General features: G+C 71.3%; 16 protein-coding genes. 10 read left to right on the top strand and 6 right to left on the bottom strand.

From position 1 onward, the window contains the following. Positions 1 to 88: 88 nt before the first annotated feature. The gene (locus ACN20G_RS03115) at positions 89 to 1630 is read left to right on the top strand and encodes an AMP-binding protein (RefSeq protein ID WP_424211158.1); all 1542 of its coding nucleotides are present in this window, start codon (positions 89 to 91) and stop codon (positions 1628 to 1630) included. A 59-nt stretch (positions 1631 to 1689) separates the two neighbouring features. On the opposite strand, the gene ACN20G_RS03110 is transcribed toward ACN20G_RS03115, so the two are convergent. Beyond that, a complete protein-coding gene (locus tag ACN20G_RS03110; RefSeq protein ID WP_424211157.1) occupies positions 1690 to 2178 on the bottom strand; it encodes a glutathione peroxidase in 489 nt (162 codons plus the stop codon). An 84-nt stretch (positions 2179 to 2262) separates the two neighbouring features. Continuing rightward, positions 2263 to 3159, bottom strand: coding sequence for a hypothetical protein (locus ACN20G_RS03105; protein ID WP_424211156.1), 897 nt, complete (start codon positions 3157 to 3159; stop codon positions 2263 to 2265). Positions 3160 to 3511: 352 nt separating this feature from the next. Here ACN20G_RS03105 and gcl point away from each other — a divergent pair, with 352 nt between their 5' ends. Then, a complete protein-coding gene (gene gcl, locus ACN20G_RS03100; protein WP_424215348.1) occupies positions 3512 to 5284 on the top strand; it encodes a glyoxylate carboligase in 1773 nt (590 codons plus the stop codon). Between the two features lie 1123 nt (positions 5285 to 6407). On the opposite strand, the gene ACN20G_RS03095 is transcribed toward gcl, so the two are convergent. The 3 genes from ACN20G_RS03095 to ACN20G_RS03085 form a co-directional block, all read right to left on the bottom strand. Then, on the bottom strand, positions 6408 to 7865 hold the full coding sequence (locus ACN20G_RS03095) for a catalase (protein WP_424215347.1): 1458 nt from the start codon (positions 7863 to 7865) through the stop codon (positions 6408 to 6410). Positions 7866 to 8117: 252 nt separating this feature from the next. Continuing rightward, positions 8118 to 9008 (bottom strand): 2-hydroxy-3-oxopropionate reductase, encoded by an 891-nt coding sequence (locus tag ACN20G_RS03090; protein WP_424211155.1) that lies wholly within the window; start codon positions 9006 to 9008, stop codon positions 8118 to 8120. Positions 9009 to 9082: 74 nt separating this feature from the next. Further along, positions 9083 to 9916, bottom strand: a complete 834-nt coding sequence (locus ACN20G_RS03085; RefSeq protein ID WP_424211154.1) for a TIM barrel protein — start codon at positions 9914 to 9916, stop codon at positions 9083 to 9085. A 126-nt stretch (positions 9917 to 10042) separates the two neighbouring features. On the opposite strand from ACN20G_RS03085, the gene ACN20G_RS03080 reads away from it, so the two are divergent. The 7 genes from ACN20G_RS03080 (at position 10043) to ACN20G_RS03050 (ending at position 16175) form a co-directional block, all read left to right on the top strand. Then, the gene (locus ACN20G_RS03080) at positions 10043 to 10300 is read left to right on the top strand and encodes a hypothetical protein (protein WP_424211153.1); all 258 of its coding nucleotides are present in this window, start codon (positions 10043 to 10045) and stop codon (positions 10298 to 10300) included. Then, entirely contained in the window at positions 10297 to 10698 is a 402-nt protein-coding gene (locus tag ACN20G_RS03075; protein WP_424211152.1) for a helix-turn-helix domain-containing protein, read from the top strand. Before ACN20G_RS03080 ends, ACN20G_RS03075 begins: the two co-directional genes overlap by 4 nt. Before the next feature lie 152 nt (positions 10699 to 10850). Next, positions 10851 to 11357 carry a 2-oxo-4-hydroxy-4-carboxy-5-ureidoimidazoline decarboxylase gene (gene uraD / locus ACN20G_RS03070; protein WP_424211151.1) on the top strand — a complete coding sequence of 169 codons (507 nt, stop codon included), beginning with the start codon at positions 10851 to 10853 and terminating at the stop codon, positions 11355 to 11357. A 10-nt stretch (positions 11358 to 11367) separates the two neighbouring features. Beyond that, on the top strand, positions 11368 to 11757 hold the full coding sequence (uraH, locus tag ACN20G_RS03065) for a hydroxyisourate hydrolase (protein WP_424211150.1): 390 nt from the start codon (positions 11368 to 11370) through the stop codon (positions 11755 to 11757). A gap of 5 nt (positions 11758 to 11762) precedes the next feature. After that, positions 11763 to 12686, top strand: a complete 924-nt coding sequence (pucL, locus tag ACN20G_RS03060) for a factor-independent urate hydroxylase (RefSeq protein WP_424211149.1) — start codon at positions 11763 to 11765, stop codon at positions 12684 to 12686. 277 nt (positions 12687 to 12963) lie between these two features. Then, on the top strand, positions 12964 to 14367 hold the full coding sequence (locus ACN20G_RS03055; RefSeq protein ID WP_424211148.1) for an 8-oxoguanine deaminase: 1404 nt from the start codon (positions 12964 to 12966) through the stop codon (positions 14365 to 14367). Between the two features lie 404 nt (positions 14368 to 14771). Beyond that, positions 14772 to 16175, top strand: coding sequence for a nucleobase:cation symporter-2 family protein (locus ACN20G_RS03050; RefSeq protein WP_424211147.1), 1404 nt, complete (start codon positions 14772 to 14774; stop codon positions 16173 to 16175). A gap of 287 nt (positions 16176 to 16462) precedes the next feature. On the opposite strand, the gene ACN20G_RS03045 is transcribed toward ACN20G_RS03050, so the two are convergent. After that, entirely contained in the window at positions 16463 to 17500 is a 1038-nt protein-coding gene (locus tag ACN20G_RS03045) for an Lrp/AsnC family transcriptional regulator (RefSeq protein WP_424211146.1), read from the bottom strand. 168 nt (positions 17501 to 17668) lie between these two features. Between ACN20G_RS03045 and ACN20G_RS03040 the strand changes: the two genes are divergently transcribed. After that, the gene (locus ACN20G_RS03040; protein WP_424211145.1) at positions 17669 to 20035 is read left to right on the top strand and encodes an ATP-binding protein; all 2367 of its coding nucleotides are present in this window, start codon (positions 17669 to 17671) and stop codon (positions 20033 to 20035) included. Positions 20036 to 20065 lie beyond the last annotated feature (30 nt).

Below are 20065 nucleotides of genomic sequence, written 5' to 3'. Positions count from 1 at the left end.
TACAGGGCGCGCGGACACCGGTTCGGGCCGACGCCGGCCCGGCCGCCCCGGTGTCACGAACGCGACGAAGCGACGAAGCGAGGGTGCGATGCGGGTTCCCATGACGGTGTCCGATTTCCTCGACCGGGCGGAGCTGGGCTTCGCCGCCTCCCCCGGGGTGGTGGACGAGCCCGACCAACCGGCCCCGCCCGTCCCCACCGGCACCTACGGCACTCTCGCCGAACGGGTCCGCGCCTGGCAGGCCGGCTTCGACGCCCTCGGCGTCCGCGAAGGCGAACGCGTCGCCGTCGTCAGCCACAACTCCGCGCGCATGCTGGAACTCCTCTTCGCCGTCCCCATGAGCGGCCGGGTCTGCGTGCCCGTCAACTTCCGGCTGAAGCCGGAGGAGGTCGCCTACGTGGTCGAGCAGAGCGGGGCCTCGGTCCTGCTCGTGGACCCCGAACTCGACGCCGCGCTCGCCGGGATCCGGGTCCGCCACCGGTTCGTCCTCGGCGCCGAGAGCGACGCCGAACTGCTGCGCTTCGGCGTCGAACCCCGCCCCTGGTCCCGCCCCGACGAGGACGCCACCGCCACGATCAACTACACCTCCGGCACCACCGCCCGCCCCAAGGGCGTGCAGCTCACCCACCGCAACATCTGGGTCAACGGCCTCACCTTCGGCCTGCACACCCGCGTCTGGGAACGCGACGTGTACCTGCACACCCTCCCGATGTTCCACTGCAACGGCTGGGGCATGCCCTACGTCATGGCCGGCATGGGCGTGAAACAGGTGGTCCTGCGCAAGGTCGACGGCGCCGAGATCCTGCGCCGCGTCGAGGAGCACGGCGTCACCCTCATGTGCGGCGCCCCCGCCGTCTGGAACACCGTCCTCGACGCCGCCGCCGGCTGGGACGGCGAGATCCCCGGCCGCGACCGGGTCCGCATCGTCTGCGCCGGCGCCCCGCCGCCCAGCCGCACCATCCAGCGCGTCGGCGAGGAACTCGGCTGGGAGTTCACGCAGATCTACGGCCTCACCGAGACCTCCCCGCTGCTCACCTTCAACCGCACCCTCCCCACAGACGACGCCCTGCCCGCACCCGAACGCGCCCGCCGGCTCTCCCGCGCCGGCCTGCCCGCGCTCGGCGTGAAACTGCGGGTCTCGGAGGGCGGCGAGGTCCTCGCCCGCTCCAACGTCGTCCTCGACGGGTACTGGGAGAAGCCGGAGGAGACCGACGCGGCTCTCGCCGACGGCTGGTTCCACACCGGCGACGGCGGCGACATCGACCCGGAGGACGGCCACCTCACCATCTCCGACCGCAAGAAGGACGTCATCATCACCGGCGGCGAGAACGTCTCGTCCATCGAGGTCGAGGACGTGATCTTCGCCCACCCGGCCGTGGCCGAGGTCGCCGTCATCGGGGTCCCGCACGAGAAATGGGGCGAGACCGTCAAGGCCCTGGTGGTCCTCGCCGAGGGCGCCCACGCCGACGAGGCCGAGATCATCGCCCACTGCAAACGCCACGCGGCCGGCTACAAGGCGCCGACCAGCGTGGAATTCCGCGCCGAGATCCCCCGCACCGCCACCGGCAAGATCCAGAAGTTCAAACTCCGCGAACCCTACTGGGCCGGCCGCGACCGCCTCGTCAACTGACCGCCCCCGGATCCCGCCCCGCCCGCCGGCCGCGACGCGCCCGGCGGGCCCGGTCCGGATCAGGCCGGCAGGTGCGCCTCGATCGCCGCGACGACCTCCGGGGACTCCGGCTCGGTGCGCGGCCGGAAGCGGCCCACGACCTCGCCCTCCGGCGAGATCAGGAACTTCTCGAAGTTCCACTGCACGTCACCGGCCACCCCCTCGGCATCGGGGGTCTTCACCAGCTCCGCGTACAGCGGGTGCCGGTTCTCGCCGTTGACCTCGGACTTGGCCAGCATCGGGAAGGTCACGCCGAAGCCGGCGGCGCAGAAGGTCTGGATGTCCTCGGCGTTGCCGGGCTCCTGTCCGGCGAACTGGTTGCAGGGCACGCCGATGACCGTGAACCCCTTGTCGGCGTACGCCATGTGCAGCCGGGCCAGACCCGAGTACTGCGGGGTCAGACCGCACTGGGACGCGGTGTTGACCACCAGGACGGCCTTGCCCTTGAACGGCGCGAGACTGGTGGGCTCGTCGGACAGGGTCACCAGGGGGATGTCGTACAGGCTCAAGAGACCTACTCCTCGGCAGGGACAACGGGGGCGGGCCGAGCGGCCCACCGGGCACCCTGCCGAGGGTAAGCGGTCCGCCGGGACTCAGGGCGCCCCGGCCCCCACCAGCTGTTCCGCCGCGTCGTTCACCCCTTGCGGGACGCCCGTCAGATCCATCGTGAACAGGGGTATCCCCAAGGCGTCGGCCCGCGCCCGGGCCTCGTCCGTGTAGCCGGCCAGCGCGAAGTACACGCCGGCGGCGGCGACCGTGAGCCCGTTCAGCCACACGCACTCCACGGCCGCCGGCCCGACCGGCGCGGTGGTCGGATCCACCTGCGCGATCACCCCCGGGGCCCGCAGGTCCACGGCGGCGGCCGGCCGGGTCGCCTCGTCCCCGGCCGGTGCGGGAGCGGGCCGCGGGTCCGGTTGGCGCACGTCGCGGAAGCCCAGCCAGCGCAGGTAGAGCACGGCGGAGGAGACCGCGTCCCGCGTGGTGCGGATCGTCACGGGACGGAAGGGCCCCCGACCGGCGGGCCCCGCGCCCTGCCCCCCGGGGTCCTCGGCCGCGGACGCGCGAGCCCCGGGCTCACGGGGGCCGGGCTCACGGGGGCCACCCTGTTCGGGGACGCGTTCAGGGGCCCGGGGCCCGCGGTGGCTGCCGGAGCCGGGGCCCCGGCTCGGCACCGGATCCACCGCCCCGCCCGCCGGCGACGTGTCCTCCGGCGCCCGGTGTCGTCCGTGCCCCGGCGCCACGAGCTCCTCCCGCGCCGTCCTGCCACCCGCGCCCGACTCGTTCCGGTCGGCCCCGTCCCCTCCGTCCCCTCCGTCCACCGGCAGGACGGGCACGAGGGCCAGGGTGCCGCAGCCCGCGCAGCCGAGTTCCGGGTGCGGCCACTGCCCGTCCCGCCCGCAGGCCCCGCAGCGGACGGTCACCCAGCTCTCCTCCCACGTGCGCCGCAGCAGCGGCACGGGCGGGTTCGCCGGGTCCAGGGGCGGGGCCACGGGGCTCCCGCACGCGCACGGGAACACGGGGGGAGCGAACCCCGTCTCCCGCGCGCATCCCGGGCACCGCACCGAGATCCGTTCCACCATGGCCGCCTCGCCCTCCCCCTGTGTCGCTGTGCGTGCATCCATGCTCCACCATCCGCGATCTCCGCGGGAGACGCGAGCCGCTGTCCACACCCCCGATCGGCTTTTCGTACAACTCACGGACCGGAACGCGGCTTTTGGTGCTTTCCGAGGTGTCGACGCGCCTTGACGAGAGGGAACTACGCCCTTAGGTTGTTCCGTATAGAGGAACAAAACTTCCGTATGACGGAAACAGCCTGACCCGCAGGAGTACTCGATGCCTCGTATGACCGCCGCTGCCGCGGCCGTGGAGATCCTCAAGCGCGAAGGTGTGGCGCAAGCGTTCGGCGTCCCCGGCGCTGCGATCAACCCCTTCTACCGTGAGCTGAAGAACGTCGGGGGCATCAAGCACACCCTCGCTCGCCACGTCGAGGGCGCCTCGCACATGGCCGAGGGCTACACCCGCACCAACCCGGGCAACATCGGTGTGTGCATCGGCACCTCCGGCCCCGCCGGCACCGACATGATCACCGGCCTCTACTCCGCGATCGGTGACTCGATCCCGATCCTGTGCATCACGGGGCAGGCGCCCACCAGCGTGATCCACAAGGAGGACTTCCAGGCCGTCGACATCGCGTCGATCGCCAAGCCGGTCACCAAGATGGCCGTGACGGTCCTGGAGGCCGCGCAGGTCCCCGGCGTCTTCCAGCAGGCCTTCCACCTGATGCGCTCCGGCCGTCCGGGCCCGGTCCTGATCGACCTCCCGATCGACGTCCAGCTGACGGAGATCGAGTTCGACCCCGACCTGTACGAGCCGCTGCCGGTTCACAAGTCGGTCGCCACCCGCAAGCAGGTCGAGCGCGCCATCGAGATGCTGGTCGCCTCCGAGCGCCCGCTGATCGTGGCCGGCGGCGGCATCATCAACGCCGACGCCTCCGACCTGCTGGTCGAGTTCGCCGAGATCACCGGCACCCCGGTCATCCCCACCCTGATGGGCTGGGGCACCATCCCGGACGACCACGAGCTGAACGCCGGCATGGTCGGCCTCCAGACCTCGCACCGCTACGGCAACGCGACGTTCCTGGAGTCGGACTTCGTCCTGGGCCTCGGCAACCGTTGGGCCAACCGTCACACCGGTTACAAGCTCGACGTCTACACCAAGGGCCGCAAGTTCGTCCACGTGGACATCGAGCCCACCCAGATCGGCAAGATCTTCGCCCCCGACCTCGGCATCGCCTCCGACGCCAAGGTCGCGCTGGAGCTCTTCATCGAGGTCGCCAAGGAGCTCAAGGCCGAGGGCAAGCTGCCCGACCGCCGCACCTGGATCGACTCGGCCCAGGAGCGCAAGGCCACCCTGCTGCGCCGCACGCACTTCGACGACATCCCGATCAAGCCGCAGCGCGTGTACGAGGAGATGAACAAGGCGTTCGGGCCCGACACCCGTTACGTCACCACCATCGGTCTGTCCCAGATCGCCGGTGCGCAGATGCTCCACGTCTACAAGCCGCGCCACTGGATCAACTGTGGCCAGGCCGGCCCGCTCGGCTGGACCATCCCGGCCGCGCTCGGTGTCGCCACCGCCGACCCGGACACCCAGGTCGTCGCGCTCTCCGGTGACTACGACTTCCAGTTCATGATCGAAGAGCTGGCCGTCGGCGCGCAGCACAAGATCCCGTACGTCCACGTCCTGGTCAACAACTCCTACCTCGGTCTGATCCGTCAGGCCCAGCGCGGCCTGGACATCAACTTCCAGGTCAACCTGGAGTTCGAGAACGTCAACTCCCCGGAGCTCGGCGTCTACGGTGTCGACCACGTCAAGGTCGCCGAGGGCCTCGGCTGCAAGGCGATCCGCGTGACCGACCCGAACGAGCTGGGCGCCGCGTTCGAGGAGGCCAAGAAGCTGGCGGCCGAGTTCCAGGTCCCGGTCGTCGTCGAGGCGATCCTGGAGCGCGTCACCAACATCTCGATGAGCGGCACCGCCGACATCAGCAACGTGACCGAGTTCGAAGAGCTGGCGACCGAGGCCGGCCACGCGCCGACCGCGATCCGCCCCTTCTGACACCTCGGGCCGCAAGGCCCAGGCTGACAGTCCCGAACGGCCCCTGTCCCTCCTTCCGGAGGAGCAGGGGCCGTTTCGCGTGCGATGGGGGCCGAAGGCCCCGGAGTCGTGCCGCACGCCGGAACGCGGGCGCGGGCCGGTGTGGCCGTACGGGACGGACGGAACGGGCGCGCGCCGTCCGGGCGCCCGGCGCCCGCAGCGGCCGTCGAGGGGCGCACGAGAGCGGGCCGGACGGTGCCGGTGTGGCGCGCGGCGCGAGGGCGGGCACCACGTTCGGGCGCCCGGGTTTCCGGCGGCAGGCAGGGAGCCGTGGGCCGGCCCCGTGCCTCGGCGGGCACGCGGCCTCGCAGGCGGGCGGGTCGCGGGCGCAGCCCGATGGGCCGGCCCGCGCCGTGCCGCGTGCGGTGAGGCGTGCGCGTGAGGCGTGCCGCGGGGGCGGGCTCTCGGGGGCGGATCGTCAGGTGTGGGCCTGCGGCGCACGGGGCTCGTCCTGGTGGGCCGGCGTCGTGCTGCGGGGCCGCACGCCGGGGGAGTGCCCCTCGGGCGGGCGTGAACGTGCGGACGGGCTCTCCGGCCTCGCCGCGGACACGCGCTCGGCCCCCTCGTACCCCCTCGGGGTGCGGGCGGCGAGCGGAGCGGCCTCCAGGGCGCGCTGCCCTGCCCGGCAGGGGCCCGTGGGGCTGCCGGACCGAGGGGCCGGGGGGACTCCGGTGCCCGCCGCGTCGGCGCATGACAAAGCCCCGTGTCACGGGACCGTCCGTGACACGGGGCTCTGGTTCTTACCGCCCGACGGGGCGAGGCTGGCGCGACAGGACGTTCGCACCGCCGGGCGGGGTGTGCGGGGAGGTTTTCCGTCCCCTCTTATAGAGAGGGCTCTGTGCGTGGCCCCTCTACGAGAAGAGGATGGGAGATGTGGCTGGGACCGCGGTGGCGGCGACAGGACACCTTGGCCGTGCTCCCTCAGGTCAAGAGAACGGCCACTGGGCCTTTACCACCGCACTGGCTCGACGCCACCGCGGTCCTCGTCCTCCCGAACGAACGGACCACCCCTCATCCGGGTCCGTCGTCCGGGTCGGCACCGGTGACCCGACCTCCCGTCAGGTCACCGGCGCAGCTTGTCGGCTCAGGCGTCGCGCAGGGCGCGGACGGCCTCCTCGACGCGCTTGCCGTAGTCGGCGTCGGCGGCGTGGAAGTGAGCCAGGTTCTTCTCGATGACGTCCTCGCGGGAGACCTGGGACAGGCCACCGGCGATGTTCGCCACCAGACGCTGCTTCTCGTCCTCGGACATCAGGCGGAAGAGCTCACCGGCCTGGTAGAAGTCGTCGTCCTTGGTGTGGGCGGGCGCCTCGTGGGTGCCGGTGTAGCCGGCGACGGCCTTGGAGGCGCCGAGGGCGTTGCCGGTCTCCGCGGGACCCGAGTACGAGTTGGGCTCGTAGTTCTTGTCCGTGCGGGCACCGTTGCGGGTGGCCATGAGGCCGTCGCGACCGTAGTTGTCGGCCTGGGCCGCCTTCGGGGCGTTGACCGCGAGCTGGGTGTGGTTCACACCGAGGCGGTAGCGCTGGGCGTCGGCGTAGGCGAACAGGCGACCCTGGAGCATCTTGTCCGGGGAGGCGGTGATGCCCGGGACGAAGTTGTTCGGGGAGAACGCCGACTGCTCGACCTCCTGGAACACGTTGTCCGGGTTGCGGTCCAGCACCAGGCGACCGACGCGCTGGAGCGGGTAGTCGCTGTGCGGCCACACCTTGGTGAGGTCGAACGGGTTGAAGCGGTACTCCGCGGCCTCGGCGGCGGGCATGATCTGGACGTGGAGGGTCCAGGACGGGTTCACGCCGCGCTCGATGGCCTGCAGCAGGTCCGTCTGGTGCGAGTTCGCGTCCTTGCCGACGAGCTCGGCGGCCTGGTCGGCGGAGAGGGAGCGGACGCCCTGGTTCGTCTTGAAGTGGTACTTGACGAAGAAGGCCTCGCCCTCGGCGTTGGTCCACTGGAAGGTGTGGGAGCCGTAGCCGTTCATGTGGCGGTAGGACGCGGGGATGCCGCGGTCGCCCATGAGCCAGGTGATCTGGTGGGTGGCCTCGGGGGCGTGCGCCCAGAAGTCCCAGACGTTGTCCGGCTCCTGCTTGCCCGTGAAGGGGTCGCGCTTCTGGGAGTGGATGAAGTCGGGGAACTTCAGCGGGTCCTTGATGAAGAAGACCGGGGTGTTGTTGCCGACGAGGTCGTAGTTGCCCTCTTCGGTGTAGAACTTCAGCGCGAAGCCGCGGGGGTCGCGGACGGCGTCGGCGCCACCGAGGGAGTCGGCCACGGTGGAGAAGCGGAGGAAGACCTCGGTCTTCTTGCCGATCTCGTTGAGGAAGGCGGCGGTGGTGAAGTCGGTGACGTCGTCGGTGACCTCGAAGTACCCGTAGGCGCCGGAGCCGCGGGCGTGCACGACACGCTCCGGGATCCGCTCACGGTTGAAGCGCGCCAGCTTCTCCAGGAGCTGCTGGTCCTGGATGAGCAGCGGGCCACCGACGCCGGCGGTGGCGGAGTTCTGGTTGTCGGCGATCGGGGCGCCGGACTCGGTCGTAAGCACGCGCTTCGACATGGTGACCTTCCGTACGGATACCTGCTGGCGGAAAGAGTCTTCCGTCATGCGGAGAGCCTAAATTCGGCCCTTCCTACCGTCAACAGTTTGTTGAAGAAAAAGATTGTGGGGAGTTGATCCGGACGGCGCCGACGCTTGGGCGCGACAGGACAGGTGTCAGCGCCGACGCCGTCCGGAAACTCATTGCCCCGGTGAGGGGGCGGTGTGCCGACCGATTTCGTGGGTCGGTCCGCACACGTCTTGGGGGTCCGCTCAGACCTGGGCGCCGGAGAGACGCTCGACGGCGCGGAGCAGGGCGGAGTGGTCCAGGCCACCGTCACCCTGGGCGCGCAGCGAGGCGACGAGCTGGGCCACGACCGCGCCGACCGGGAGGGCGGCACCCACGTTGCGGGCGGCGTCGGTGACGATGCCCATGTCCTTGTGGTGCAGGTCGATCCGGAAACCGGGCTTGAAGTCGCGGTTCAGGAAGTTGTCCTTCTTGCGGGTCAGCACGGTCGAACCGGCCAGACCGCCGTTGAGGACGTCGAGCGCGGCCTCGAGGTCCACGCCGGACTTCTCCAGGAAGACCACGGCCTCGGCGCACGCCTGGATGTTCACGGCGACGATGAGCTGGTTGGCCGCCTTGACCGTCTGGCCGGAGCCGTGCGGGCCGCACAGGACGATGGTCTTGCCGAGGGCCTCGAGGATCGGGAGGGCCGCGTCGAAGTCGGCCTTCTCGCCGCCGACCATGATCGACAGGACGGCCTCGATCGCGCCGGCCTCGCCGCCGGAGACGGGGGCGTCGATGACGCGGATGCCCTTCTCCTTGGCGTTCTTCGCCAGGTCCACGGAGGTCTGCGGGGTGATCGACGACATGTCGATGATCAGCGCGCCGGACTTCGCGTTCTCGAGGATGCCCTCGGGACCGTAGTTGATGGCCTCGACCTGCGGGGACGCGGGCACCATCGTGATGATGACGTCGGCGTCGGCCACGGCCTCGGCGATGGAGCCGGCCGAGGTGCCGCCGGCCGCCGCGAGGCGCTCCAGCTTGTCCTGCTCCAGGGTGAAGCCGGTGACCGAGTAGCCGGCCTTCAGGAGGTTCTCGGACATGGGGGAGCCCATGATGCCGAGACCGATCCACGCGATCTTGGGGAGGTTGCTCATCTTGAGGGTCCTTCTCTCACACACTCAAAGCTTCGTACGAAAAGCACGCGGGCCGACTGTGGGCGCGTACGGAATTACTTCGCGGCGCGGGCTTCCGAGGGCAGCCAACCGAAGGATTCGGCGGCGTTCTCGGCCTTGTACTCCAGGCCCACGAACCCTTCGTAACCAGCCTTGTTGAGCTGGTCGAGCAGGTCCTCCAGGGGCAGCGAACCGGTGCCCGGGGCGCCTCGGCCCGGCTTGTCCGCGATCTGGACGTGACCGGTCTTGGCGGCGTACTTTTCGATGACCTCGGAGAGGTTCTCGTCGTTCATCGCCAGGTGGTACAGGTCGAGCAGGAACTTGGCGTTGCCGAGACCGGTGGCCTCGTTCACCTTGTCCACGATCTCGATACCGGCCGGAGCGCTCACCAGCGGGTACAGCGGGGACTCGGGCTTGTTCAGGGTCTCGATCAGGAGGATGGCCCCGATGCGGTCCGCGGCACGGGCCGCGAGCACCAGGTTCTCCAGGGCGAGGGCGTCCTGCTCGGCCGGGTCCACGCCTTCGACGCGGTTGCCGTACAGGGCGTTCAGGGCCTTGCACCCGACCGAGGCGGCGAAGTCGGCCGCCACCTCGATGTTGGCGCGGAAGCGTTCCGACTGCTCACCGGGGACGGAAACCGCGCCGCGGTCCGGACCCGGCAGGGCGCCGGCGTAGAAGTTCAGACCCACGAGCTGGGTGCCGGCGTCCTCAAGAGCCTTCTTGAGAGCGTCGAGCTCCTCCTGAGCGGGGGTGGGGGTCTCGATCCAGGGCCACCACAGCTCGACCGCGGTGAAGCCCGCCGCGGCGGCGGCCGCGGGGCGCTCCAAGAGCGGGAGTTCCGTGTAGAGGATCGAAAGGTTCACATCGAAGCGCTGGTCCGAGTATCCCATGAGGGGTTCTGCGCTCCTTCCGTATTGCGGAAGTTACTTTCTGCCTGATGGAAGAGTGCATTGGTCCTCTTGCGGATGTCAAGTGCGGGCTCCCTGAATCTCGTGACCGCGCGGTAGCTTGAGCCGGTGCGATTGAGAGTCGAGTTCACGACAGAGCCCTTCGATCTCGAAGAGCCTCCTGCCCATGCCGTGGCGGCTCGCGAGGTCATCCAGGACGCCCGGCTCGACGCCGTGGACGTGGGTCCCTTCGGGAACACGGCCGAGGGCGAGGCCGAGGAGGTCCTGCGGGCGGTGACCGCGTTGCTGCGGGATTCCCTGAGGTCCGGGGCCACCCGGGTGTCCCTTCAGGTCAACGTGTTGCCGCCGGGGGAGGAGACCCCATGACCGACGCGCTCGAACAGGTGGCGCCCGAGGGGCACGCCTTCGTCACCGCGGTGAAGCCCTTGGTGGACGCGATGGGGGGTGTGCTGCTCGATCCCGCGCTCGCGAGCCCCGACGACGTGGTCCTCGCGTGGGAGGGCAGGGACGTCCTGGCCGTCCGGCTCCCGCAGCTGTCCGAATCCCTCGATCACATTCTGGCCGCGCTGGAACGGCGTCACGGCATACCGTTGGCGCGGCTCGACCGGCGCACCAAACAGGACGTGGTGCGGATACTGGAAGCGCGCGGCGCCTTCTCCGTGCGGCACGGCGTCGAAACGGTCGCGGCCGCCCTGGGCGTAAGCCGCTTCACCGTGTACAACTACCTGAACAGGGAAAACCCCAACAAGAGCAGCCAAGAGTGAGCGTGATTTCACTCGTTGTCACCGGCCGCCGCCCGATTCAACCGGGCGGCGGCTTTTGTGTAGGGGAAGTTTCAACAAAGTGTTGACGCCGTGTTGCCGAGGGCGTTAGCTATGCGCAGCCCGTCAAAGCAATCAGGCCACGGAGGCTTCCCGTGACTTCGCGTCCGACACCGGGGCTCACCCGGTTCAACACCCTCGACGATGCAGCGGCCACGGCCGAACTGCACGAGGTGTGTGCCAGTTCGGCATGGGGGAGCAAGGTTCTCGCCCAGCGTCCCTACTCCACCGCCGACGACCTGTTCTCCGCCAGCGACGCCGCCATGGCCGAGCTGACCGCGGAGGACCTGCAAGAGGCGATGGCGGGACACCCGCCGATCGGCCGGCCGAAGCCGGGCGACCCGACCTCCGCCCGTGAACAGGGCGGCATGGCCGGGGCCTCCGAGGAACTCAAGAACGAACTGCTCGAACTCAACCTGGCCTACCAGGACAAGTTCGGTCACGTCTTCCTGATCTGCGCCACCGGTGCGACCGGTGAGCAGATGCGGGACGCGGTCAAGGTCCGGATCGCGAACACCGCCGAGGTCGAGCGGGAGATCGCCCGCGGAGAACTCGTCAAGATCAACCGGATCCGTCTGACCCGACTCGCCGAAGGGGAGTGACCTTTTCATCATGAGCACCGAGACCACCGCTTCGGTGTCCACGCACATCCTGGACACCAGCATCGGCCGGCCCGCCGAAGGCGTCGCCATCTCGCTCGCGGCCCGCAACGGCCTCGACGCCGAGTGGACCGCCCTGGGCGGCTCCGCCACCGATGCCGACGGGCGTTGCAAGGACCTGCCGGCCCTGCCGGAGGGCACGACCCACGTACGTCTCGACTTCGAGACCGAGACGTACTTCTCCAAGAAGCAAGCCGAGGCGCAGCAGGACGCCCCCCGCGTAAGGGACAGCGGTGCGTTCTTCCCCGAGGTGACCATCACGTTCGCGGTCAACCCGGGTGAGCACTACCACGTACCGCTGCTGCTCAACCCGTTCGGCTACTCCGTTTACCGAGGGAGCTAGCAGACATGCCCACGATTCTCGGCCAGAACCAGTACGGCAAAGCAGAGAACCGCGTCGTCAAGATCACGCGGGACGGCGACACGCACCGCATCAAGGACCTGAACGTCTCGGTCGCCCTTTCCGGCGACATGGACGACGTGCACTACTCCGGCTCGAACGCGAACGTCCTGCCCACGGACACCACCAAGAACACGGTGTACGCGTTCGCCAAGGAATACGGCATCGAGTCCGCCGAGCAGTTCGGCATCCACCTCGCGCGCTGGTTCGTCAACAGCCAGGAGCCGATCCAGAAGGCCCGGATCCGCATCGAGGAATACTCCTGGGAGCGCATCGCCACCTCCGACGCCAACTCCAAGTTCATCGGCGCCGACGAGGTCAAGCACTCCTTCGTCCGCAAGGGCCAGGAGACCCGCGTCACCCAGATCACCTACGACGGTCAGAACTGGGAGGTCATCTCCGGCCTCAAGGACCTGGTCGTCATGAACTCCACCAACTCGGAGTTCTGGGGCTACGTGAAGGACAAGTACACCACCCTCACGGAGGCGTACGACCGGATCCTCGCGACCCAGGTGTCCGGCCGGTGGCGGTTCAACTGGACCGACGACGAGCAGCGGATGCCGAACTGGGAGAAGTCCTACGAGGCCACCAAGAAGCACATGCTCGAGGCCTTCGCGGAGACCTACTCCCTGTCGCTCCAGCAGACCCTGTACCAGATGGGTTCGCGGATCATCAACCACCGTTCGGAGATCGACGAGGTTCGCTTCTCGCTCCCGAACAAGCACCACTTCCTCGTCGACCTGGCGCCCTTCGGCCTCAAGAACGACAACGAGGTGTACTTCGCCGCGGACCGTCCCTACGGTCTGATCGAGGCGACCATCCTCCGTGACGGCGTCGACGCGCGCATCCCGGTGGACATGACCAACCTCTGAGCCCGGCTCTCACGAGGACGCGTCCCGGGACTCCGCAGTGGTCCCGGGGCGCGCCCCCGCCGCCCCGCTCACCCCGTTCCGCCGCCCCCCACCCCGGCAGGCGCCTCCCAGGGCGCGCCGACGTCGGCCCCGGAACACCCACTCACTTCCTGATTCGGCACCCGGACGCATCACACGGGGCGGCAGTACTGTCAGCTGTCAAGGCCCCCGGCTCCGGCACTCAAATCCCCTGGGCCTTGCCGTGCCCCCACCGCCACTGAAAGCACGAGGAAGTCCCATGGCAGCATCGGCAGCCACTGACAGCGCGGTCGAGCGCATCGTCATCGAGAACTGTGCGATCGCGACCGTAGACGCCAACGACACCGAGTACGCCTCGGGTCACGTCGTCGTCGCCGGCAACCGGATCGAGTCCATCGGCGCGGGCAAGGCCCCCGAGAACCTCGAGAACGTCGTACGTCGCATCGACGGCACCGGGCACCTCGTGACCCCCGGTCTGGTCAACACCCACCACCACTTCTACCAGTGGATCACCCGCGGTCTGGCCACCGACCACAACCTCTTCAACTGGCTCGTCGCGCTGTACCCGACCTGGTCGCGCATCGACGAGAAGATGGCCTACTCCGCCGCCCAGGGCTCCCTGGCCGCGATGGCCCGCGGTGGCGTGACCACCGCCATGGACCACCACTACGTCTTCCCCAAGGACTCCGGCGACCTGTCCGGCGCGATCATCCGCGCCGCGTCCGAGATGGGCGTCCGCTTCACTCTCGCCCGCGGTTCCATGGACCGCAGCGAGAAGGACGGCGGCCTGCCCCCGGACTTCGCCGTCGAGACGCTTGAGGGCGCGCTGGCCGCCACCGAGGCGACCATCGACAAGCACCACGACGCCTCCTTCGACGCGATGACCCAGATCGCCGTCGCGCCGTGCTCCCCGTTCTCCGTCTCCACCGACCTGCTCAAGCAGGGCGCCGAGCTGGCCCGCCGCAAGGGTGTGCGCCTGCACACGCACGGCTCGGAGACGGTCGAGGAGGAGAAGTTCTGCCACGAGCTCTTCGGCATGGGCCCGACCGACTACTTCGAGTCCACCGGCTGGCTCGGCGAGGACGTGTGGATGGCGCACAGCGTCCACATGAACGACTCGGACATCGCGGCCTTCGCCCGCACCAAGACCGGTGTGGCGCACTGCCCCTCCTCCAACGCGCGCCTGGCCGCCGGCATCGCCCGGGTCCCGGACATGCTCGCCGCGGGCGTCCCGGTCGGCCTCGGCGTGGACGGCACCGCCTCCAACGAGTCCGGTGAGCTGCACACCGAGCTGCGCAACGCGCTCCTCATCAACCGCCTCAACACCGTGCACCGCGAGCGCGCCCTCAACGCGCGCCAGGCCCTGCGCCTGGGCACCTACGGCGGCGCCCAGGTCCTCGGCCGCGCCGACCAGATCGGTTCGCTGGAGGTCGGCAAGCTCGCCGACCTGGTGATGTGGAACCTCAACACCTTCCTGCACTCCTCGATCGCCGACCCGGTCACCGCCCTCGTCTTCGGCGCGGCGGCCCCGGTCACCCTGTCCCTCGTCAACGGCAAGCAGATCGTGGAGGACAACCGCCTCCTGTTCGCCGACGAGGACGCCATCGCCCGCAGCACGCGGGAAGAGGCCCAGCGCCTCGCGCGGATCTCCGCGCAGGCCTGATCCCCCGGAGTCCGGCCGGGGGGGACGGCCCCCGGCCGGCGGCCGCGGACCCGAGCGGGGTCCGTGGCAGCCGCACCCGGAGGGACGCGGCGCCCAGCGCGCGGCGTCCCCCCGGGGACGGTGACCCGAGCCATCGCCATCCGCGGTGGACGGCTCGGATCACCGCCAGTACGACGGCATCGCCAATGCCGCATCCCCGAACTCCCCCTCGATCCGACCGAAGACGCGCGGATCTCCGCACTCCGGTAAGACCACTGGGGCCGGGGTCACGGGTCGCTCGCGACACCGTGGCCGGTTGGCAGACCGAACCCCCCACCCACAACTGAAAACAGGCACGACTCGCTCTCGCAACACCTCCCAGACACCCACGTCCCTGCCGACGTGTTAACCGACCGGAGGAAGCCGTGGCCGCAACGCCCAGGTTTCGCAAAGACGCAGTCGCAGTACCGGAGGGGAAGCACCCGGTCGACGAGACCCTCCCTCCGTTCAAGATGTTCACCAGCGGCCTTCAGCACGTGGCCGCCATGTACGCGGGTGTCGTGGCGCCGCCGATGATCCTCGGCCCCGCCCTGGGACTCTCCGCCAAGGAAACCGCGTTCCTCATGGGCGCGTCCCTGTTCACCGCCGGACTCGCCACCCTCCTCCAGACCATCGGGTTCTGGAAGATCGGCGCCAAGCTCCCCTTCGTCAACGGCGTCTCCTTCGCCGGCGTCACCCCGATGATCGCCATCGGCAAGGGCGAGGGCGACAACGCCCTTCCCATCATCTTCGGCGCGATCATCGTCGCCGGAGTCATCGGATTCTTCGCGGCACCCTATTTCGGCAAGCTGGTCAGATTCTTCCCGCCGGTGGTCACCGGCACGGTCATCACCCTGATCGGCGTCTCGCTGCTGCCCGTGGCCTTCGGATGGGCCCAGGGCGGGAACAAGACGGCCGCCGACTACGGGTCCCTGAAGAACATCGCCATGGCGGCGGTCACTCTCCTGATCGTCCTGGCACTCCGCAAGTTCCTCCGCGGATTCCTCCAGCAGATCGCCATCCTCCTCGGCCTCGTCGCCGGCACCCTGATCGCCATACCGCTCGGGATGACCAACTTCGACGCCATCACCAACGCCGACGTCGTCGGCTTCCCCACCCCCTTCCACTTCGGGGCCCCGCAGTTCCAGGTCGCCGCCATCATCTCGATGTGCATCGTGATGCTGGTCTGCATGACCGAGTCCACCGCCGACATGCTCGCCCTCGGCAAGATCGTCGGACGCCCGGCGGACGAGAAGGTCATCGAGGGCGGCCTGCGCGCCGACACCCTCGGCAGCGTCATCAGCCCGCTGTTCAACGGCTTCATGTGCAGCGCCTTCGCCCAGAACATCGGCCTGGTCGCGATGACCAAGGTCCGCAGCCGGTTCGTCGTCGCCGCCGGCGGCGGCATCCTGATCCTGCTCGGACTCTGTCCGATGGCGGCCTCCGTCATCGCCCTGGTCCCGCTCCCGGTCCTCGGCGGCGCCGGCATCGTCCTCTTCGGCTCGGTCGCCTCCAGCGGGGTCCAGACCCTGGCGAGCGCGGCCATGGAGAAGGGCGAGAACGGTCTGATCGTCGCCGCGGCCCTCGGCGTCGGCCTGATCCCGATCGCGGCCCCGAACTTCTACCACGCCTTCCCCAAGGACCTGCTCGTGGTCCTCGACTCCGGCATCAGCACCGGTTGCATCGTGGCCATCCTGCTCAACCTGGCCTTCAACCACCTCGGTGCGAAGAAGGGCAGCGAGGACGAGAGCGGCGCGCACAGCGCGCACGAACCCGTCCCCGTGCACTGACCCACCGGTCGAACATCCCGCAACGCCCCCGTTCCACACGGCACTCGGGGACGGCGACGGGACCGGTCCGGCCGGCCCGGAACGCCACGAACCCCGCGCTCCCGGCCACCCGACCCCGGTCGGTGGACCCACGCGAAGCACCACGCGCGACGCCGTTCGGCGAACCCGAACCCCGCGCGGCACCAGGCGCACACCGGCGCGCCCGCTCCACGACGCGGCGACGCGCACGTCACCCACTGCGGGTGTGACGTGCGCGCCGCCGCGTCCGCGCGCTCACACCCGACCGCTCACCCCGACCCGCCGGGGTCCGCCCAGATGTCCGGCGCCACCGTCCCCACCCGGTACCCCCGCGCGTCCAACACCTGCCCCTCCACCTTCCGCACCCGCAGTGACACCGAGGAGTCCGCCACCCGAACCCCCGGCAACCTCCGGGTCAACTCCCCGCAGTACCGCGAAAGTTCCTCCACCGACCGCAGGCGCACGCTGACCAGCAGATTGCGCGGCCCGGTCACCGACGCGCAGGCCACCGTCTCCCGCAGACCCCCGACCACCGCCGCGCACTCCACCACCTCGTGCTCCGGCACCGAAGCCCACACCGTCGCCGTCACCGGCCACCCCGACAGGCCCGCGGACACCCCGCACCCCAGGCGCAGCCCGCGCCCGGCCTCCAGCACCGCCAACCGGCGCCGCACCGTGGACTCGCTCATCGCGCACTCCCGCGCCAACGCCGCCACACTGCGCCGCGCGTCCCCCGCCAGGGCCAGCACCAACGGCCGGTCCGCCGGCGTGAGTTCCGCGACCCGGCCGACGCCCCCGGGTGAGACCGACGCCGGCAGCCGGGCCGCCTGCGCCGGCGTCAACTGGTCCAGCCGCCACCGGTCCGGCGGCTGGTGTACCGTCGTCACGATCGCCGAACGGGTGTCCACCACCCCCGGCAACCGGCACACCCGCTCCGACAGCCAGCGGTACAGGGCCGCCGGATCGGGCACCGCCACGAACAGCAGCAGATCCCGGTCCCCCGTGCAGTGCTCCACCCCCAGGGCGTGCGGATCGGCGGCCAACGCCGCCCCCACCCCGTCCGCCGCCCCCGCCCCGCACCGCACCTCCACCCAGGCCAGACACGGCGGCCGGCGGCCGCTGCGCAGCCCCACGGCGAAGGACCACGCGGCCCCGCACGCCGTCAGCCGCTCCCAGCGCCGCGCCAGGGTGTCCGGACGCGAGCCGAGCACGCCGGCCAGCCGCTCCCAGCTCGCCCGGGGCGCCAGCTGCAGCGCGTGGACCAAGGCGCGGTCGGTGTCGTCGATGGCGGAAATGCTCGCGTTCATGGCCTCCCCTGGTGGATTTCCCGGTCACCGGCGAGGGGAGCCGGTGTCGGAACCGATCATCTCTCTTTGCGCGTCGTCCCGTTCGCCGGGTCCGTCTCGTGGGAAACGCATGTGAGGACACCGCGTACCCGAGCACATCGCGCACCCTGGGACGATGCGGGAGGAACAGTGACGGAGCGCCCCCTGTTCGGCATTCGCCCCGACCTGCCCGCCGAACCGGGACACCTCCCGGGACGCGGCCGCGAACTCGCCGGCGCGCGCGCCCTGCTCGCCCGCGAGCCCCTGGTCACCCTCCTCGGCCCGGCCGGAGTCGGCAAGACCCGGATCGCCCTGCGCCTGGCCCACGAACGCGCCGCGGCCGCGAGCGCGGCGGCGGCGGGGTCCGGCGCAGCGCCGGCCACGGGGTCGGCCGCGGTCTCGGCCATCGGGTCGGCCACGGGGTCGGCCACGGGGTCGGCCGGAGCCCCCGGCGGCCCCCCGGAACCCCTCTGGGTCGACCTCGCCGGCCTGCCCGCCCGCGCCTGGGACCCGTGCCACGAGGCCCTCCTTGCCCTGCCCCGCCGCCGCCCCCTCCTCCTCGTCCTCGACGGCTGCGAGGAACTGGGGCCCCGAGCCGCCGACCTGGCCGCGTCCCTCCTCGCCGAACTCCCCCGGATCCGGATCCTCGCCACCTCCCAGCGGGTGCTGGGACTCCCCGGCGAGATGCTGCTGCCCGTGCCCCCGCTCGGCGCGTCCGCCCCGCGACCCCGCCCCGCCGACCCGGACCCCGACCCCGCCGGCCCCCGCCCCGGTACCGGCCCCGCCGGTCAGGGCCAGGGTCCGGGCCCCGACCGGGAACCCGACCGCGACCGGGAACGGGTCCGCGCCTCCGCCGGCCGCCCCGCCGGCGCCCCCGCCCCCCAGCGCGCCCGCCCCCGCACCCACCCCCGGGCCCCCGTCGTCCGCACCGCCGGAGTACTGCCCGCGCCCACCGCCCCCTCCACCACCGCCCTCCTCGCACCGGCCCCCGGGCTCGACCCCGCCGTCCGCTGCTACCTCGACCGGGCCCGCCTCGCCGACCCCGGATTCACCCTCACGGAGGACAACGCCGCCGACGTCACAGCCCTGTGCCGCGCCCTCGACGGACTGCCCGCCGCCCTCGAATGGGTGGCCGCCCAGGTCCGCCCGCACCCCCCGCGCCTCGCCCTGGCCCTGCTGCGCACCGACCCGGCCCGACTCCTCGGCCAACTCCCGCCCGACGTGATCGCCCCCGACCCCCGCACCTCCCCCTACGCCGCCGCCGCCCGCTCCCACCGCCTCGCCGACCCCGACGAACGACTGCTGCTCACCCGCCTCACCGTCTTCGGCGACGCCTTCGACCGGGCCGCCGCCCTCGACGTGTGCGGCTACGGGCCCCTCGCCCCCGCCACGGCCGGCGCGGCCCTCACCCGACTCCTGCCGGCCCTGCCCCAGGTCTCGGGCGGAACGGAACCCGACCCGAGCCGGCACCGGGTGCCGGCGGCCCTGCGCGCCCACCTGCTGAGCCTGGCCTGCGCCCCCGTCGCCCGCGCCGACCTCGCCACCGCCGGCCGCCGACACCACGACCGCTGCCGGATCCGCGCCGAACGCGCCGCCGGCCTGTGGCGCACCGGCCGGCAGCAGGCCGCCCGCGTCGAGGCCCTGCGCGAACTGCCCGAGTTCCGCATCGCGATGGACCCCGCCCGGGGCGCCGACCCGGCCGCCGCCCTGGAGATCGCCGGCTCCCTGTGGTTCCTCTGGGCGGCCTGCGGACTCGCCGAGGAGGGCCTCACCCACGTGGAACGCGCCCTGACCGCGCACGGCGACCGCGGCGACCGGGGCCCCAGCCCGGCCCGGGCCCTGTGGCTCGCGAGCTGGCTCGCCACCGGACTGCGCGACCGGACCGCCGTGGAGGAACTGACCGTGGCGGCCTGGCGGGCCGCCGTGCTGGAGGGCGAGGACACGGTGCTCGCCTACCTCGCGCACGTGCGCGGGGTGCTGGAGCTGTGGCGGGGCAGGCCCGAACGGGCCGTCGCCGAGTTCGGGGAGGCCCTGCGGACCCTGCCCCGGCTGCCCGAGTTCGGGCCCGGGCCCGGCGCGCTGCGCGCCGCGTACACCCTGGCGCAGGCGCACGCCGATCCCGCGCTCGTGCCCATCGAGGACGGACCGCCGGAGGACCCCACCGACCTGTGGGCCCGCTCCTGGGCCGGCTGCGCGCACGCCGTGGTGCAGCGCCGCGAGGGCCGGCCCGGCGAGGCCCGCGCCGAACTCGTGCGCTCCCTGCGCTGCCAGTGGGCCCTCGGGGACCGGGTGGGGCAGACGTACGCGCTGGAACTGCTCGCGGAACTGGAGGCCGACCAAGGGCGGTGGATCGCGGCGGTACGGCTGCTGGGGGCCGCCGCGGCGGGCCGCCCGGTGATGCGCCCCGGTCCCGCCGCCGAAACGGTCCTGCGTACCCGGCTCGGCGCCGCCGCCTACACGGCGGCCTTCCGCGAGGGCGCCCGCACCCCACCGGCCCGCCTCATCCGCCCCGCCTGAGCCGGCGCCGAGGCCGGGGCCGGCGCCGGC

The sequence above is a fragment of the Streptomyces dryopteridis genome, from assembly GCF_049606955.1.
In the GTDB taxonomy this organism is placed as follows: Bacteria; Actinomycetota; Actinomycetes; order Streptomycetales; family Streptomycetaceae; genus Streptomyces.
Note: the sequence above shows the minus strand (reverse complement) of the source record. Positions and strands in the feature narration are given on the sequence as shown.

Excerpts from the sequence above, each read along its gene's own strand:
- ACN20G_RS03090 (WP_424211155.1), bottom strand. The coding sequence starts at position 9,008 with ATGAGCAACCTCCCCAAGATCGCGTGGATCGGTCTCGGCATCATGGGC.
- ACN20G_RS03075 (WP_424211152.1), top strand. The coding sequence starts at position 10,297 with ATGACCGACGCGCTCGAACAGGTGGCGCCCGAGGGGCACGCCTTCGTC.
- ACN20G_RS03045 (WP_424211146.1), bottom strand. The coding sequence starts at position 17,500 with ATGAACGCGAGCATTTCCGCCATCGACGACACCGACCGCGCCTTGGTC.
- ACN20G_RS03095 (WP_424215347.1), bottom strand. The coding sequence starts at position 7,865 with ATGTCGAAGCGCGTGCTTACGACCGAGTCCGGCGCCCCGATCGCCGAC.
- ACN20G_RS03055 (WP_424211148.1), top strand. The coding sequence starts at position 12,964 with ATGGCAGCATCGGCAGCCACTGACAGCGCGGTCGAGCGCATCGTCATC.
- gcl (WP_424215348.1), top strand. The coding sequence starts at position 3,512 with ATGACCGCCGCTGCCGCGGCCGTGGAGATCCTCAAGCGCGAAGGTGTG.
- uraH (WP_424211150.1), top strand. The coding sequence starts at position 11,368 with ATGAGCACCGAGACCACCGCTTCGGTGTCCACGCACATCCTGGACACC.
- ACN20G_RS03115 (WP_424211158.1), top strand. The coding sequence starts at position 89 with ATGCGGGTTCCCATGACGGTGTCCGATTTCCTCGACCGGGCGGAGCTG.
- pucL (WP_424211149.1), top strand. The coding sequence starts at position 11,763 with ATGCCCACGATTCTCGGCCAGAACCAGTACGGCAAAGCAGAGAACCGC.
- ACN20G_RS03085 (WP_424211154.1), bottom strand. The coding sequence starts at position 9,916 with ATGGGATACTCGGACCAGCGCTTCGATGTGAACCTTTCGATCCTCTAC.